Annotated in this window: 13 protein-coding genes; 2 read left to right on the top strand and 11 right to left on the bottom strand. The window is 46.0% G+C overall.

Features of this window, described 5'->3' with window-relative positions:
- Positions 1–8: 8 nt before the first annotated feature.
- Positions 9–2,471 (bottom strand): ABC transporter permease, encoded by a 2,463-nt coding sequence (locus AAC052_RS07150; RefSeq protein ID WP_339812078.1) that lies wholly within the window; start codon positions 2,469–2,471, stop codon positions 9–11.
- 226 nt (positions 2,472–2,697) lie between these two features.
- Here AAC052_RS07150 and AAC052_RS07145 point away from each other — a divergent pair, with 226 nt between their 5' ends.
- Both AAC052_RS07145 and AAC052_RS07140 read left to right on the top strand, forming a co-directional pair.
- Complete coding sequence (locus AAC052_RS07145; protein WP_339812075.1) at positions 2,698–3,003, top strand: helix-turn-helix transcriptional regulator; 306 nt, start codon at positions 2,698–2,700, stop codon at positions 3,001–3,003.
- The gene (locus tag AAC052_RS07140) at positions 3,000–4,232 is read left to right on the top strand and encodes a type II toxin-antitoxin system HipA family toxin (RefSeq protein ID WP_339812072.1); all 1,233 of its coding nucleotides are present in this window, start codon (positions 3,000–3,002) and stop codon (positions 4,230–4,232) included. Before AAC052_RS07145 ends, AAC052_RS07140 begins: the two co-directional genes overlap by 4 nt.
- A 90-nt stretch (positions 4,233–4,322) precedes the next feature.
- Here the strand turns inward: AAC052_RS07140 and AAC052_RS07135 are convergent, their stop codons facing one another.
- The 10 genes from AAC052_RS07135 to AAC052_RS07090 all read right to left on the bottom strand — a co-directional run bounded on the left by AAC052_RS07135 (position 4,323) and on the right by AAC052_RS07090 (position 16,897).
- A complete protein-coding gene (locus AAC052_RS07135; RefSeq protein WP_339812069.1) occupies positions 4,323–4,622 on the bottom strand; it encodes a helix-turn-helix transcriptional regulator in 300 nt (99 codons plus the stop codon).
- Between the two features lie 4 nt (positions 4,623–4,626).
- Positions 4,627–4,962, bottom strand: a complete 336-nt coding sequence (locus AAC052_RS07130; protein WP_339812066.1) for a type II toxin-antitoxin system RelE/ParE family toxin — start codon at positions 4,960–4,962, stop codon at positions 4,627–4,629.
- A 115-nt stretch (positions 4,963–5,077) separates the two neighbouring features.
- Entirely contained in the window at positions 5,078–6,259 is a 1,182-nt protein-coding gene (locus tag AAC052_RS07125; RefSeq protein ID WP_339812063.1) for a hypothetical protein, read from the bottom strand.
- Positions 6,260–6,391: 132 nt separating this feature from the next.
- Entirely contained in the window at positions 6,392–7,642 is a 1,251-nt protein-coding gene (locus AAC052_RS07120; protein WP_339812060.1) for a J domain-containing protein, read from the bottom strand.
- Positions 7,642–7,929 carry a DUF6804 family protein gene (locus tag AAC052_RS07115; RefSeq protein WP_339812058.1) on the bottom strand — a complete coding sequence of 96 codons (288 nt, stop codon included), beginning with the start codon at positions 7,927–7,929 and terminating at the stop codon, positions 7,642–7,644. Before AAC052_RS07115 ends, AAC052_RS07120 begins: the two co-directional genes overlap by 1 nt.
- Positions 7,930–8,316: 387 nt before the next feature.
- The gene (locus tag AAC052_RS07110; protein ID WP_339812056.1) at positions 8,317–8,838 is read right to left on the bottom strand and encodes a helix-turn-helix transcriptional regulator; all 522 of its coding nucleotides are present in this window, start codon (positions 8,836–8,838) and stop codon (positions 8,317–8,319) included.
- Complete coding sequence (locus AAC052_RS07105) at positions 8,835–9,068, bottom strand: DUF4160 domain-containing protein (protein WP_339812054.1); 234 nt, start codon at positions 9,066–9,068, stop codon at positions 8,835–8,837. Before AAC052_RS07105 ends, AAC052_RS07110 begins: the two co-directional genes overlap by 4 nt.
- Positions 9,069–9,564: 496 nt before the next feature.
- A complete protein-coding gene (locus AAC052_RS07100; RefSeq protein WP_339812052.1) occupies positions 9,565–12,000 on the bottom strand; it encodes an ABC transporter permease in 2,436 nt (811 codons plus the stop codon).
- A gap of 16 nt (positions 12,001–12,016) precedes the next feature.
- Positions 12,017–14,437 carry an ABC transporter permease gene (locus AAC052_RS07095; RefSeq protein ID WP_339812050.1) on the bottom strand — a complete coding sequence of 807 codons (2,421 nt, stop codon included), beginning with the start codon at positions 14,435–14,437 and terminating at the stop codon, positions 12,017–12,019.
- A gap of 24 nt (positions 14,438–14,461) precedes the next feature.
- Positions 14,462–16,897 carry an FtsX-like permease family protein gene (locus AAC052_RS07090; RefSeq protein WP_339812048.1) on the bottom strand — a complete coding sequence of 812 codons (2,436 nt, stop codon included), beginning with the start codon at positions 16,895–16,897 and terminating at the stop codon, positions 14,462–14,464.

Genomic DNA, 16,897 nt, shown 5'->3' with positions numbered 1-16,897 from the left:
TTGCGAGCTCATTCACTTCTTAATGCCTCCACAGGATTAATTCTCACAGTTTTCAGGGTATGGTAGAGTAAAGTAATCATTGATATCCCGAACAAAATGCCGACCGGCAGCACAAATTCCAGCCAGCCAAGCTCCATCCTGAAGGCATAACTGTTCAGCCACTCGTCCATCAGCAGGTAGCAAAGCGGCAGAGCAAATGCAGCGCTGATCAGCAGCAAACCCAGGAACCGGCGGGAGAACAACACTGCCAAGCCAGAAAAGGAAGCGCCCAGCACTTTTCTGATGCCAATCTCTTTGGTGCGCTGAATGGCTTCAAAAGACGCCAGACCAAACAGCCCCAGGCAGGCGATAATGATGGCAACTAAGGAGAAGGCACTGAAAGCCTGCAACACCTGACGATCCGCATCGTATTGCACATCAAACTGTTCATCCAAAAAATGGTAGTCGAAGGGGTTGCCAGGAAAGAACTGGCCATACACCTCGCTGAGCTGATCAATTGATTCTTTCATGTTTGCAGCCGACACCTTAAAGGAAAAATAGGATGGTGCCTCCTCTTCCTGGTAATAAATAATAGGTTCAATAGCGTTGGCCAGGCCAAATTGGTGATGATCTTTCACCACACCGATGACATTCCAGTCTCCAAAGTCGTCATCCATCCAAAATATCTTTTTACCAATAGCCTCCTCAGGTGTTACAAAGTCGAGCAGCTTTAACGCTGATTGATTTACCACCACCGCTCTATTATCGGTTTCCATAGTTGGGTCAAAATTGCGGCCAGCCAAAAACTCTATTTCCATAAATGGTATGAAATAGGAGTCTATGCCTCCCTGCCCATAGTTGTTATTGAAGCCTCTACCTCCAAACGATTGCCCGGCTGTATTATAAAAAATAGCCTCGCCTGGCATCATCCGTGTGGCCGAAAAACCAGTCACCGCTGGCCGGGCCAGCACGGCCGCTCTAAACTGATCCAGCTGTTCCGGTTTTACTTTTCCACTGGCGTTGGGTGCCATGGCCACCACTACCTGATCGATATTCAATCCAAGATCCTGATTGAGCATAAAACTTACCTGGTCTTTTACAGTATAGGTGGATACCAGTAGCGTTAGCGAAAGCCCAAATTGAAGCGCAACCATCATTCTTCTTAGCAGGTGACCTCCTGAAGAATGTGTAGCCCGTCCTTTAAGGATATGGGCAGGTTTGTAGGACGAAATAATGACGGCGGGGTAGTATCCGGACAGAAAAGCCCCAACGAGCAGTACAACAAACATTTTCCAAACCAACTCACCTTCAAAGACAATGCTCCACACTGCTTGTGCGGGAAGCACCAGGTGGATAAGTGGCTGCGCAAACTGAAACAGTGTGAAAGCGAGAGCGATGCTCATGGCATTGGTCAAGCTGGCTTCCAATAAAAATTGCCCAATCAGTTGCCCTCTACTGGCACCCACTACCTTCTTTATGCCCACCTCTTTGGCCCTTTCCAACCCCTTCGCAGTGCTCAGGTTGATATAGTTGAGCCAGGCAATAACCAATATCATCAGCGCAGCCACCATTAAGATGTAGACCACCAGGTAGCTGCCGTTGGCCTTCATTTCCTGCGTATAGTGCGAGTGCAGGTGAATGTCCTCCAGCGGCATCACGCTTGCGGTGGGTTTGTCTCCTTCACTCGAATCGTTGAAAGCCTCGTTCGCAGCCAACCATGGATTCAATTTGGCATTCAGCTGCTCTTTTGTGGTACCGGGGGCGGTGAGCAGGTAGGTGTAAAAGTTTACCCAGTAAAAACTTCCATCGGCATAGGAACCGGGATGGATATAGGTGTCGAAGGAAACAATCAAATCACCCTCCATATGGGTGTTGGCGGGCATATCTTCCATCACACCTGTCACCTGCAGGCTCATGTCCCAATTGTCACCCTCCTTGAGGCGAAGCATCTTGCCGAGCGGATCAGTGCCCGGAAAGTAGCGATCGGCTGCCGACTGGCTCAGCACTACCTTGTTGGGTCCGTCCAGCACACTTTTCGTCTCACCAGACGTCAGGGGCAAGGAAAACACAGTAAAGAAGTCCTGGCTGGCGAAAAGGATTTCACCCTCATTAAAAACCTTGTCCTGATAGCTGACATTCACAGGACTAAAGGTTTTGTAAATCCTCGTCATCGCTTCTACTTCCGGAAAATCGGCCACGAGTTTGGACCCAGCACCTGATGCTGCCTTGGGGAGTGCCAATGTCGACTCACCGTCCTGATTGAAGCTCCAGTCTACCCTGAATATGCGCTCCTTGTTTTCAAAAAACTGGTCGTAGCTTTGCTCAAAAGCAACATATTGCATAATCAGCAAACTGGTGGCGATGCCCACTGCCAGCCCGCCCATATTAATAAAAGTGAGAAGTTTGTTTCTGGTGATGTTGCGCCAGGCTATTTTGAAGTAGTTGAAAAGCATGGGACTTCTTTTAGGGTTTTGATCCAATGGTTCTTGCATGCCATAAGATGTGCCAAATGTCAAAATACTAAAAATCAGGTAATTACAACGAAAACCAGCAGCAAAGTGCACCAAAATGAAACAATGAAGTGTTTCATTTTGGAACGATTGGAGTTAATTGCTTAATGACTTGAGCGGGTTCCCGGAGAACTCAATCAATTTAGTGACTTTTAACTAATACTATAATATTATTAATTACTATATTTATCTATTAATTAATACAATAATGTTACTTATATCGATTCCTAAAGCACAGCAAAGGCTTGCGGTAAACATCAAGGCGCTCCGGTTGGCGCAGGGACTGACCCAGGAAGGTTTAGCGGAAAGAGCAGACGTAAGTTTGCCAACGCTTCGAAAATTTGAGCAAAAAGGTGTACTATCCCTCCTTTCATTCATTAAGCTTTGCATGGCCCTCGGTTGCCTGGAGAAAATATTGGAGGCAACAACCGGCAGTCAGCCTCCATTTTCTTCCATTGATGAGGTGCTGAAGGGCCAAAAGGCTGCCACACCCAAACGAGGCTGGAAAAAATGAGCAGTTACACACCGGTGAAGGAAATAAAAGTTGGCCTTCAGTTTGCCAGCGACACGGTTCCGGTAGGGCGACTGGCCATCCGGGACAATAGAATTTACTTCGAGTACGACCCATCTTTTCTTGCGCTTGAACTACCCATTTCCCCTTTCAAATTACCCCTTCAAACAGGGCTGCACAGCTCCGACCCATTTCTTTTTGAGGGATTGCCTGGCGTATTTGACGACAGCCTGCCTGACGGCTGGGGGCGCCTGCTCGTGGATCGCTTTTTAAAAAGCCAGGGTGTACTGCCTGCTGAATTTTCACCTTTAGACCGGTTGGCCTTGATTGGCACAACCGGTCCGGGGGCTTTGGTGTATGCACCCGATCACAGCAGCCAGACGTCCGATAGCCCCCTTGACCTGAATAAACTGGCCAACCAGACCCGGGACGTTCTGCATGGGGAGGCTAGTGAGGTCTTAAAGGAATTGATTGACTTAGGTGGCTCCTCAGCAGGTGCACGGCCAAAAGTATTGGTGGGCATAGATGGAGAGAAAAAAAATATTATTCATGGCAAACACCGGCTGCCTGCTGGCTACGAGCACTGGATGGTGAAGTTTCCCAACGCCAATGACGGTGATGATCCCGGAGCCATTGAGTACGTCTACTCCCAGATGGCACGACAGGCGGGGCTGATCATGCCAGCCACTTACCTCTTTCCTGCTGCTAAAGGCCCGGGATATTTTGCTGTCAAACGTTTCGACTGCTCGCCCGGTCGGCGCTGGCATATGCACACCGCCAGCGGACTGCTGCATGCCAATTTCAGGACACCGGCGCTGGATTATGAAAACCTGCTTGAGCTCACGCTGGCCCTCACCAAGGACGCCAGAGAAGTGGAGAAAATGTTCAGGCTGGCTGTTTTCAATGTGCTGGCTCACAACAGAGATGACCATGGAAAAAACTTCTCGTATTTGATGGATCAACATGGAGACTGGACGCTCGCCCCTGCCTACGACCTGACCTTTTCTTCCGGCCCTGGGGGGCAGCAAAGCACGATGGTGATGGGTGAAGGTCAGGCCCCCACCATGGCCCATTTGATTCAACTTGGGAAACAAACTCACCTTTCAAGCAGTGCGATAACAGTCATCATCGATCAGACAGCTGAAGCACTTTCTCATTGGCAAGAGTTGGCAGAAACCTTCGGTGTGAAGGAAAGTAATATAGAGCTTATTAAATCCAGAATGGTTGTGTAAGCGTTGCGCCAGCTTCGCTTCCCTCGTCGAACTAACCCAGATCCATACCAGACGCATAGGTCATACTTGGAAGATTCCCTCACATGTGATTTACAAGAAAGTCAGCCCAATTCTTCTATTCAATCCTTGCTCAAAAATTCTGATCAACGTTGAGAGCTGGATATTTACTTTCCCATTTTCAAGCTTAGAAATGTAACTCTTCTTCGTTCCTGATCTTTCGGCCAGTTGCTCCTGTGTCAGTTTTGCTTCTTTGCGGGCTGCTTTTAGCATTTCACTCACAATGAACATCTGCGCCCCCTCTTCATATTTGTTTCGGCTTTCGGTTCCGATTTTTCCGTGTTCGAGTTCAATCAACTCATCGAATGTCTTAATATTCTTATAGTCTTTCATTACTTCATCTTTTGCTGTCAAAATACTCTTTCATCAACCGAACTGCTTTGTCTATTTCCTTTGGCGGTGTTCTTTGTGTTTTTTTCTGAAACCCATTGAAAAGCACCACAAGCTGGCCTTCGTCAAAACAGCAAAAAATCCGATAAATGTTTGACTGATGTTCAATTCGGATTTCGTAAAGCCCACCTATTCCCGTTAAATGCTTTAAGAATTTCTCCGGAACACGGTCAACTTGCTTAATCAACTCGAAAACGTACTGGATTTTTCCCTTTACCTTTTGATCCTGTGCTTGATAAAATTCAATAAAGTAATTTTCGTAGAAGATTATTTTTCTATTCACTCAGCAAAGTTATCTCTAAAGATAACTTTTTCAAAATTTAAGCTGATTTTCTCAATAGCCATTGCTCATTTGAGCCAGCTTGGGAAACAAACCGTAGACTTCTCTAAAAATGGCGTTAGTAAATCTCAAAATCATCTACTACAACGTGGTATGATTTACTCTTATCTGGCGAATACCAGTCAAATTGCTTGAGTTCATATTCACTTGCCATGTCCTTTACATAGGATATTAGAAAATGGCCAGTCACTTCGTTGCTTAACAACTCACTCAATTCGATTTTACCATTGCCCATTACCTTCCCTCTTAGTTCGAGAAGCTGGCATTTTGATGTATACATGTAGTGCCCGCTTACATCGCCTGATGGATCAATTGTAAACTCCATCAAAAAGGGATACTTATCATTCACTCTACCTGAAATCAGTTTGGTGTTTCTTCGCTGTTCTTCAAGATTCTTTTTATAGTAGATAACCTTTGAGAGGTTATCATCCAAGTGGATGTAGTCATTAAAATCGAATGAGCTTTTGAATAATGGAGCCACCTCTTCCATTGGGTACTTCAACGTGAGTTGAGGCGAGCAAAAAGATTGAAAGCACATATTTCTGTAGTAGGCTTCTCCGTGAAGTGAAAAGGTTAAGCTTTCCGAGTCCAACTTATATTCAAAAGTAAAAGCGTGCAACGAAGCATTACCGGAAGAGCAGTCTTCACAGGCTGCTTCATATTCCTTGTCGTCCGGATACCTCTTTTTAACCTCCCTAATTTTCGGAACCCAGGTAGCGCACAGTAATTTCAAGTAGTCCTCCGGCTCGAAATAGTTCCTTAACTTGATTGCGTTTTCATACCCTATGGCATCAAATACCTCGCTGTTGATCAAGTCCACATAGAAGGTCTCCTTTTTATAGGTCTGAAAGATTTCAAATAAAGGGTTTCCTCCAAATTCCGCATAGTCACCTTCTATAGCTATCTCAAGGAAGTTGTCCCTCAAAGTATGAGTGTAGATGATATCCAGATACCCTGCCTGATCTTCAAAAAATTGGAGCGAACCAACAAAGTCTTCAAAATCCTCCCTATTGGCTGGAGCATTTGGAATCAGGTTAAACCTTTCAATAATTTTTTCATTCACCTCTTTCATATTGGTGGTATCACCCTGAATGACTGAATAGACCCGGGGGACTTTTATGGTCTTATTTTCAAAAGCTACCGCTTTTTCCTTTACCAGGTATGCTTCACCCATGCCGAAGGAACTCAACGCAAAAGAAAGTACGCTGATTATCAGTGCTGTTTTTATTGCTTGATTCATTCGGTTAGCGCTCAACCAAAATGGGTATGCGCCACAGTTACTTAAAACCTCTATATCTTCTTTTTCGCATTGACACATCAGAGGGCATGATTGGCATATTGATTTTGGTGTTTGTTAGACCCATCCATTATCCTATTTAAAAAATTCATTCGCATTAATTGGCTCGGATTCCATGTTACCTCCTACCACAGGGTAGAGTGTTATTTCATAAATAGAATATTGATAGTTATTTTGTTCAATATTAAGCAAATCACTGTAATTATCAGATTTACTGAATCCAGCTCCAGTCTCGAAGAATCCACGAACTTCCCCCATAAAAAGGGTATCAGGATTCCAATCGTTACCGAAAAATGATTTCAGATAGTATGTTCCGTTTGGAATACTCGTCATCTCAAAAGATTCCCCAGTTCGAATATATTCATTCCTGATTGTTCGGTATGGGCTATTATATTGAGTTAGGCAGACTACCACGTCTGTTCCTTGGCCATTATGGATTTTGACTCTATTCTCGTAGTTCTTATTGTAAACTCCTTGTCCAAAATAATGATTGTAGGGACTATCTCCTGTCTTAAGGTGATTACCTTTCCATTTGCTGGGTTTTTTGCCTCTTTCTAATTCTGAATAGTCAGGAGTTGAATTTGTTTCAGGTTCACCATCAATAATAACTGTTCTTGATGGTCTGGAGGTGTTTGAGTTGTTATCCCCACTGTAAGCAAAATAAATAATAGCGATGAAAGCCACTATGCCAACCAATCTCCAATTTCGTGCTAAAAAACTCGTCGTATTTTTTACTTTTTGCTTTGATGTTTCAGATTTGATTTTCTTATCAATATCCTCAATTAACTGATTGTCTGACCCAGCAATCACTACAAGTTGAGTCGCATATTTATTTCTTTGATTTTGGTCGAAAAATCTAAGAAGCGGAATAACTGAAAATATTATATCTCTTTTCTGATCAGTCGATATGAACTGATACAAGTTGATAATATCTCCAATTAGGATTCGGTTTAGATAGTCAGAAATGACTCCTGTTTTTATTTGTTCAGTTGATGCGCCCTTGGTCTGATTTATCATCAGCCGAAGATTGGAGATAACGCTGTTTACCAGTTCGGTCGGGCTCGGTTCATTAGGTTCAGTTCTAGTTTTCCTTGATTCAGCAGTTGCTTTTTGATTCTTATTTCCTGCATCATATCGGCTCCTTTTATTTGGATCATAAAGAGTCTCATAGGCATCCTTTAAATCCCGAAACATTTGTTCAAAAAAAGGATCTCCTGGATTCTTATCTGGATGAAATTTAAGAGCGAGTTTTCTGTACGCAGCTTTTACATCAGTTTGAGAAGCATCCCTATTGATTCCGAGAATAGAGTAGTAATCTTTCGTCATCAATTTTTGGTTTTTAATCCCTTACTAACAAAAATAATGGCACATAATACATCTATTACAGCCCAAAGCCCTCTGTCTCTGAGGTATATGGGGAAAATAGGGTTGAATAAAACAGCAATTATTCCAAAAATGATTATCCAAAAATTAAGACTTTTCGAATACTCAATGTAAATCACCAGAACCGCTCCAATTGTAACTGCTAATCGAAGGAAAGTGTAATAGCCGTAAGGAAGTTCAACTAAGGCTATGAGAAGAAGTCCGGCACAAATGAAAAGAATGTATTTCATGGTTCGGTGATCTTAGCTACTGGAGAAATTGAGTCTAACGAATAATACCACCGAGCTTCCTCCCTCACTTGCGTTTATCTCTACATAGGAGCAAGTCGCCCGGACGGGAAAACAACAGTGTCATTCCCCCATAATAAACATATATTTTTTACGCCATATATCCTATCATTCCGGGGAGGCCTTCTGCCAGCTACCCATTTTGATGGCCTTATGAGGAGATTTTTATGCCCTTTTCAAGCCCTTCGTAGTGAGTAATGGAAGATGGGAAATTGAAACATGAAGAACTGCGAGGGTCGTTCAACCTTGTGCCGAAATAACAAAAAGTGCATTAAATCTTTGAGGTTTAGCAAAGCTAATATGGCGGAGATGGCAACATTATGCCGTGCATTACTCAATTATAAGTTTGAAATGCTTGTCAAGCCCAGCCTCGACGATTTTCCGAAATGTTGAAAGCTCTACATCTGTTCGGTTGTTCTCCAGTCTTGAAATATAGAACCTGGAAGTTCCACTTCTTTGAGCGAGCTGCTCCTGGGTCAATCCAGCTTTTATCCTTGCTGTTCGGATTAAACTGCCAAATTTTTGCGAACTAGAAGCTTCGGCAGGTTCACTTAGCCTGTAAAGCTCATCCGGACTCAACTCGTATGGATGGCGGACTTCGCTTCCATCTTCAGACAAGAGTGTAACGGGAATATTAGGCCAGGACAGAGTGAAATTCCTAAGTTCTACTTTTTTGAACTCGTCAGGTGATAGCAGCGGATATTCAACATCGTTTTCTCCAATTTTCCATTGTTTAAATATCCCGTCAAAGTCAAGAATTCTGCTTTCCCCATTATTGAACATACACTGAATCGTTAACCCGTTCACTTTTTGTATTTTGATAATTCTTGGGATACCTAATTTCTTTCTCATAACCCTGGATTCAAACGATTAAAATTACTCATCAAAAAATCTTGTCTGGTTTTTGCCCATTCGATCACCTTGTTTCTTTGGGCTCTTGGCAAACTGCCGGCATACGTTGCCAATGTTTCGATTTCAATCAGTTCCTCATACTCTGCATAAATGGCATGAAAATGTGGAGGCGGATGTTCACGTGAATAAACGTCAACCTTGATCGAATCAATAATCTTTAATGTTGGCAAAGGTTATTGTCTAGTTAGACAACAAAAGTAGCTATTTCAAAGTTTCGGCACAACCTGCCATCTGTGGCAGTCGATTCGTGTCATCTTTATGTGAATGATGTATATACCATTTAATCTGTGGGGGTTGTGCATATACGCTGAATCCAATGTCGTTTAGTTGCGGAGCTATATCGCCACGAAGTGAAGATATCTTTTGACCAGAGCGAGTCAAATCGTTGAATAAGGCAACCGAGGGAAACTGAAACAGGAAGGGCGGCAGGGGTTCAACGTTGTGTGGTATTTAGTGTCCGCTTGCCCCATCAGGGTTCTCTGCGAGAGACCGCATTGGAAAAATAGACGAGAGAGTGAAATAGGAAGAACAGCGGGGCTTGGTTCAACGTTGTGTCGTGCCTACCCCATCAGGGTCCTCTGCGAGAGACCCCAATGGGAGGAGGATCGGTTTTGCCCCATCAGGGTCCTCTTCGAGAGACCCCAATGGGATATAAGCCGATGGCAGCTACTCATCCCTCAGCGACTCCACCGGGTTGATCCTTATCACTTTCAGGATATGCCATCCGCTCACCAGCAGGGCGAATACAACAATGCCCAGCACCGGCAGTCCGAAAGCCCAGGCAGGTACGCTGATCCGATAAGGATAACTTTGCAGCCATTGCTCCATGCCATAATATACTGTCGGTATGCACAAGCAGGCTGCGATCAGCAGCATAGCCACCACTCCTTTGGACAGCATCACAAACAAGCGAATTCCTTCGGCCCCCAGCACTTTTCTGATGCCTATTTCTTTGGTGCGCTGGTGCGTGACAAATGCCGTAATGGCAAAAAGCCCCATGCCGGACAAGACAATGGCCAGCACTGTGAATACTTCAAAGAGGCTGCTTATTTTTTTCTCCTCTTCAAAGTTCCTGACAAAATACTCATTGAGGTACGATTGATCCATGGGCTCCTGGGAGAACTCACTCCAAAGCTTCGGCAGCTCGTCATTGAGCAGGGATAACTTGTCGCTGTCGAAGCGAACGGCCGCCATGAAACCGTTAGAGGAATACCTGAAAAAGAAAGGACTGATGGCTTCATTCATATTGAAAATGTGGAAGTCGTCGACAATGCCTATGACCGTGAAATTCTCGTTATGATCCACCTCGGTTACCGTCTTCCCAAGCGCTTCTCCTGACGCCACGTCCCAGCCAAAACTGCGGCTCATGGATGGGTTGATGATGACATTGGAGGCCTCGTCTCCATACTCCCTGGAAAAATTGCGACCCGCCAGCAACTTCATATTCATCACGCTAAGGAAATGCTCGTCGACGCCGACATGTGTCACCCGGTGTGTTTCCGGGTTTTCGAGGGTCAGGTCCTGCATGGCGTTTCGGTCAAATTCCCGTGGGCCGGAGGGCACATAGCCGGTAATCGACACAGCCTCCACTCCTGGAAGCTTTTCCAACTCCTGACGCAGCGAATTTCGGCCTTCCCCCAGGAGATCAACGTCCTCAATCAGCAAGATCTGGTCTTTTTCGTAACCAAGCGGCTTGGTTTGCAGGTAATGTACCTGTGCCAATATCACCAGCACCGACGAGAGTAAACCGATGGTAATGCTGAACTGCAACACCATGAGCACATTTCTCATTCGGCCTTTTGAACTGGTCGTAGATGTTTGGCCTTTGAGGGCACTCATTGTTTTTGTGGTTGAAAGCAGCAGCGCCGGATACAGGCCAGCCGCCATCCCGATCAGGAGACTACCACTGCAGGCAACAGTGATGTACCACACCAGACTCGTGCCTTCCTGCCCCATATTCACCCCGAAATATTGACTGATCAACGGTGTGGCCACCTGTTGCAACGTGAAGCCAAGGCCAAAAGCGACCGAAGTAATGAGCACAGCTTCAGTCATGAACTGCATGACCAGGGCAGATCGCCGGGCTCCCATTACCTTCCTCACTCCCACTTCTTTGAGGCGTTGTATATTGGATGCCGCCGACAGGTTGATGAAATTGATCACAGCCAGCAACAGGATGAGCAGTCCAATACCAAGAAACACATTAATGTAGGTACCGTTGACATTAGTGCCCAGCTCATTTTCCGCATGCGACCAGAGATGAATATCCTCCAACGGCATGGTATTGAACTCAAAACTACCGCCGGAGGCTAAAAACTCCGAGAAGCTCACCCCCAGAAATTCCTGTACTTCCGGGCCAATGTATTTGTCGGTAAATGTGGGGAATTTGTCATAGAGGCTCTCTACCGAACCTCCTTTGGCCAGCTTTACAAAAGTGTAGAATCCGTCGGCCATCCAGTAGTGGCTTTCACTCAATGGGTTCATGTCCATTGATAGCAAAATATCGAAATCGAAATGGGTTTGCGCCGGCACGTCGGCACATACGCCTGTGACCTGCACGGTGCCTTTTTCTTTCACCTCCAGCATCTTGCCAACTACCGACGCAGGAGTGGCATTTGTGCCAAAGTACTTCTGCACCATGCTCTGTGTAAGTACGACGGACTTCTGCGCAGATAGAATCGTTGCAGGATCACCTGCAATGACCGGGATAGAAAAGAAACTGAAAAAATCAGGATCGGCATACATCCCCTGCTCTCCCGGGAAGTTCTTGTCACCGTGGGTGATGTCAAATTTGAAATAAGGCCGCCCATAAATCCTTGTTGCTTCCTCCACTTCAGGGATTTCTTCCTCAAAAATAGCGGCAGCGGGTGCGCCCACCGATGGCATGGTAATCAGCTCTCCGCCCAGCTTCACTTTCATGCCCAGCCGTACAATCCTGTCGGCATCGGCATGATAGTGGTCGAATCCCTTGTGGAAGGAAACGAAAATGAAAATAACGAGAAAGGTCGCCAGGCCAATAGAAAGGCCTATCAGGTTGATAAGCGAGAAAACCTTGTTTCTGCTCAGGTGGCGAAGGGCGATGATGAAGTAGTTTCTTAGCATTGGTGTTTCTTTGTTCCTATTCTGATCTAAGGGAATCGACCGGATTCCTGGTTGCCGCTCTGTAAGCATTTGACGCCATAGTGGCCAGCATCACTATCACCGAAATCAAAGCTGCCAGTACAAAAAACAGTGGACTGAGCTGGATCCTATAGGGGAAAGTATCAAGCCAATTGCTCAGCAAATACACAGATACCGGAATGGCCACCACCGAAGCGATCAGCACCGTTTTCAGCATTTGAGAGGAGATAAGCATAACAATATGCCTGATGGTGGCACCCAGCGTTTTTCTTATAGCGAACTCCTTGCGGCGCTGCTCAACCACAAAAGCCACCAGCCCGTACAACCCCATGCAGCAGACAAACACTGCCAGCAATGTAAACCACGAGATAAGCTTTCCGAGTTGCTCTTCTTTCAGATATTGCTCGGCAATGTCCTGATCGAGGTAGGAGTACTGAAACGGCTTGTCAGGAAACATTTCATTCCACGCAGTCTGCACTTCCGACAGGCCTGAACCATAACTATCGCCGGAAAGCTTAACAGCAATACCACCCCAATTAGCCATTACCACAAGCAGGGAGCCTATCGGACGGTGAAGCGAATTGTAGTGGAAGTCATCTATCACGCCAACGACCTGCCCTTTTTGCAATGTTTTGTTGTCGGAGCCTCCCAGCCAGTGAATTTCCCTGCCCACAGCATCATCTTCCCAGCCAAGCTTTTTTGCCAGTGTTTTGTTTATCAAAAACGACTGCCGGGTAACATCCTCATCCTGGTCGACTTCGTCGAGAAACCCTCTTCCCTGCCCGATACCCACGCCAAAGAAATCGGCAAAGTTGGCCGTGCCATACATCATGGAGACACTCAGGCCCTGATTTTCATCGAAGCCTTCAGGAACGACCATATTGCCCCAAACACCCATGCCAGGCATCGTGCCCATGTACACATCACTCACCTCCGGCTTAGAAGCCAGCGTCTGGCGAAACAACTGGTATTGCGACGGACTGAGAGAACGATTGTTAATGAGAATGGTACGCTCCTTTGCAAAGCCCAACTCCTTGCCCCTTAGATAATTGAGTTGAGTGTTGACTACCAGCACTCCTACGATGAATACCGTTGAAACAGCGAACTGAAAGGTGACCAATGCTGAGCGAAGCAGATGGCTTTTCCCCGGATTGAAGTCCTTTTTCATAGCCTGAACAGGACTGAAAGCAGAAATATAAAAGGCAGGATAAAGCCCGGAGGCTATACCTGTCAAAACGGTGATGTCCAGGGCTGCACCCATCACAAGTGGATTGCTTATGAAATCTGAGAACTGGTAGCTGCGATCCGTGAAGGTGTTAAAAACCGGTAAGGCGAGGTTCACAAGCACCAGCGCATGAATCAAACCCAGTCCGGCAATCACCACTGCTTCGCTTAAGAACTGTGTAACAACCTGCCTGCGATAAGCACCCATCACCTTTCGAATGCCCGCCTCCTTAGCTCGCTTAGCTGAGCGGGCCGTGGCGAGGTTCATGAAGTTAATCACCGCCACCAGCAAAATAACCCCAGCAATGATCATGAAAAGGTACAGCTGGGTCATGCTGCTGCCAGGCTTCATCTCCGACCTGAACTCAGAGCGCAGATGTATGTCAGTGAGTGGAAGAAACACCGGAGTAAAGGTGGCGGGGTCAACCTCCTGAAAATACTGTTCTACGAGCCCGGGCATTTTGGCATCAACGGTAGCGATTTGAGCATTGTGTTTGAGCAAAATATAAGTGTAGCTCCCAAGCCATTTCCAGTCCTGGTCTACATCGTACTGATAGTTCTGCGTCCAGCGGGCATGCAGGAGCGCCATGGGTACAAAAATCTCCGCCGTCATGTGGGTGTTGCGGGGCAGATCGTCGACGACACCTGTGACCGCAAGATGTGGCCCCTTGTTGTAAACGATGGTTTCGCCCAGGCACTCGGTGGTGCCAAAATATTTACCGGCGATTGATTTAGTAAGCACCACGCTATTCAACTCTCTGAACGCACTACCCGCATCACCCGCTATCCAGTCAAAATCCAGTATAGAGAAGAGCTCCGGGTCAGTAATGAAAAGGTTAGTTTCTGTGTAGGTCTCTGAGCCAACCTCCATTTCGTCTGGCCCGCCAATAGCCACATTGTTCATCATACGAGCAGCTTTTTCTACCTCAGGAAGCTGGCTAATGAGGACATTTTTATAGGGAAAAGGAACCCTTGCATCCCTGAGCAAATCGTCCTGACGCTGTTCCTGGTAGGAAAGCCTGAAAATGCGGTCTTTCTTTTTATGATACTGGTCGTAGCTGAGCTCGTCAATGGAGTATACCAGCACGATGATGGCCGATGCCAAACCAACGGCAAGCCCCAGTACATTAATGAAAGAATACAGTTTATTCCTCCACAGGTTCCGAAAAGCGATGGTCAGATAGTTAAACAGCATAGTTCCTCAATTGTATATTAAGTATCACTCATTCCTCAAGGCATTCACCGGGTTTTCAGTGGCAGCTTTGAAAGCCTGCTGAGCAACAGTGGAAAAGGCAATTAGCAGTGCTACAATTCCTGTTAGCAAGAACAAAAGCACGCCAGGTTCAATACTATAAGCAAAATCTTCCAGCCATTTCATTCCCAACCAATAGGCAACAGGAGCCGCCACCAACGAAGCGATCACCACCAGGGTGAGAAAGTCTCTGGACATCAGTGTCACAATACTTCCAACTGAGGCTCCCAGCACTTTCCTGATCCCTATCTCCTTGGTGCGCTGAATGGTGCTAAAAGAAACCAGACCAAATAAACCAAGGCAAGAAATAATGATGGCGATGATGGTGGCCGTAGAAGCGAGCTTCACCGTACGCCTTTCTGATTCATAGAAATTATTCACCAGCTCGTCGAGGAACTGGTACCGAATGGGGTGATCGGGATACACACCTTCCCACACAGCTTTTATTTTATCGACTACAGCATCCGCTTCCGCCAGGCCACCGGCATCCAACTTTAGTGCTATGTCACCACCGTCTTCTTTGTAAACGATCACCATCGGGTCAATCTCGCTATGCAGCGACCGGTTGTGAAAGTTTTTAACAACACCCACAATGGTGTACTTTTTGTCGCCCCGACTGACCTGCTGATTAACAGCATCTTGTGGAGTTTGACAGCCCATGTCGCTGGCAAACTTTTCATTGATGACCACTTCCTTCAGTGAGTCATTGGGTAAGTACAGTCGCCCTGCAATCATTTCTATTTCATAAAAAGACAGATAATCTACCCGTCCACGTTTCATGTGCACATCGTGGATCAGCTCATTGCCCTCTTTGTTGTAGGATTTAAATATATCGGAACTCCAGCCATCGCTCGAAGGAGGGTCGTCGTGTACAGAAATGGCGGATATTTCAGGAAGTGAAGACAATTCATTCAGCAGCCGTTCTTTTTTCGTCTCGGATTCTCTCCATGGGGTGCTCACTACCACGATTTCGTCCTTTTTAAAGCCCAACTCCTTGTCTGACAGAAAATTAATCTGCCAGATCATCAGCAGGCAGCACGCTATCAAAATCTGAGAAAATGTGAATTGAAAGATGGTCAGTGTTTTTCGCAGTATCACCGAAATACTCTTCCCTTTTTCTGTGTAAATCTGACTTTTCAGGGCTTTTACTGGTAAAAATTTACTCAGGACAAAGGCAGGATAAACCCCAGCCGCCAATCCCACCGCCAGCACTAAGCCAGCCAGGTAGCCAATTGTCGCCGGATCAGTGAGATTGAGCGACATGTCTGGCGACACAAAATCGTCAAAAAACAGTAACGCAAACTGGCTGAGAGGCAGCGCCAGAGCCGCAGCCACCAGCGTAAGCAACAAACTCTCTGAGAGAAACTGCAACACCAGATTGGCCCTCGAGCTTCCGAGCACCTTCCGTATACCTATCTCCTTCGCTCGACGGGTGGCCTGAGCAGTTTCCAGGTTGATGTAGTTGATCGCTGCAATGCTGAGGATAAGCAAGGCCACCAGAGCGAATATCTTTAATGTCGATTTATTGGCTACATCTCCTGCCGAGTTGAAGATCCCCAGCTCCGGATTAAAGTGAAGATCACTCAATGGCTGCAATAAATACTCGATTTGAAACTCGTTTTCGGCGTGAGTCTCCTTGTATTTTGCCTGCAGGCCAGCCAACATGGGAGTCATATCTGATGGTGTAGTCCCTGGCTTCAATTGAATAAAAGTTTGGTGTCCGCTGTTGGTACCCCTCCAGTCGTTGAGGCGAACCATGAATTTTTCTGCCGTGGCCACTGAAATGAAGTCAGTGAATTTAAAATCGGTTCTGAAGGGAATGTCCTTCACAACTCCTGTTAAAGTTGTCGCAATAGAATCTCGGTAGGTAATCGTTGTTCCAAGTTGATCAGCAAAACTTACTTCGTTACCAAAATACTTCCTGAAGGTGGTTTCTGTCAGCACCACCTGGTTAATTCCATCGAGTGATGTTTTTGGATCACCAGCAATCCATTGATAGGCTGAAAACATATCAAAAAAGGAACTATCTGTGACAACTGCTTTGATCCCGTCTCTAAAAATCACTGGTTCGGCATCCGGTTTACCGATGGTCACCTTATTGCCTCCCATATCAAAAAATTGAGTCACTTTCTCTACCTGGGTAAAGTTATCCCTGATATAAGGCCCAGCCCCCGTGACAGTGCCCCGGTTAGTTCCGGTAAATGCACCGCTGAAACTGGAATAGATACGGTAGATTCTGTCTCCAGCAACATGCGCTCTGTCAAACCCGTTTTCAAAGTCGATCATCAGCAGCATGACAAAGCAGGTACTGATCCCCACGGCCAGCCCAATCACATTGATAAAGGCGAACATCTTCTTTCTCAAGATGTTTCTCCAGGCGATTTTGATGTAGTTAAAAAACAT

Origin of the sequence: uncultured Imperialibacter sp. (assembly GCF_963974565.1) — a bacterium.
In the GTDB taxonomy this organism is placed as follows: domain Bacteria; phylum Bacteroidota; class Bacteroidia; order Cytophagales; family Cyclobacteriaceae; genus Imperialibacter; species Imperialibacter roseus.
Note: the sequence above shows the minus strand (reverse complement) of the source record. Positions and strands in the feature narration are given on the sequence as shown.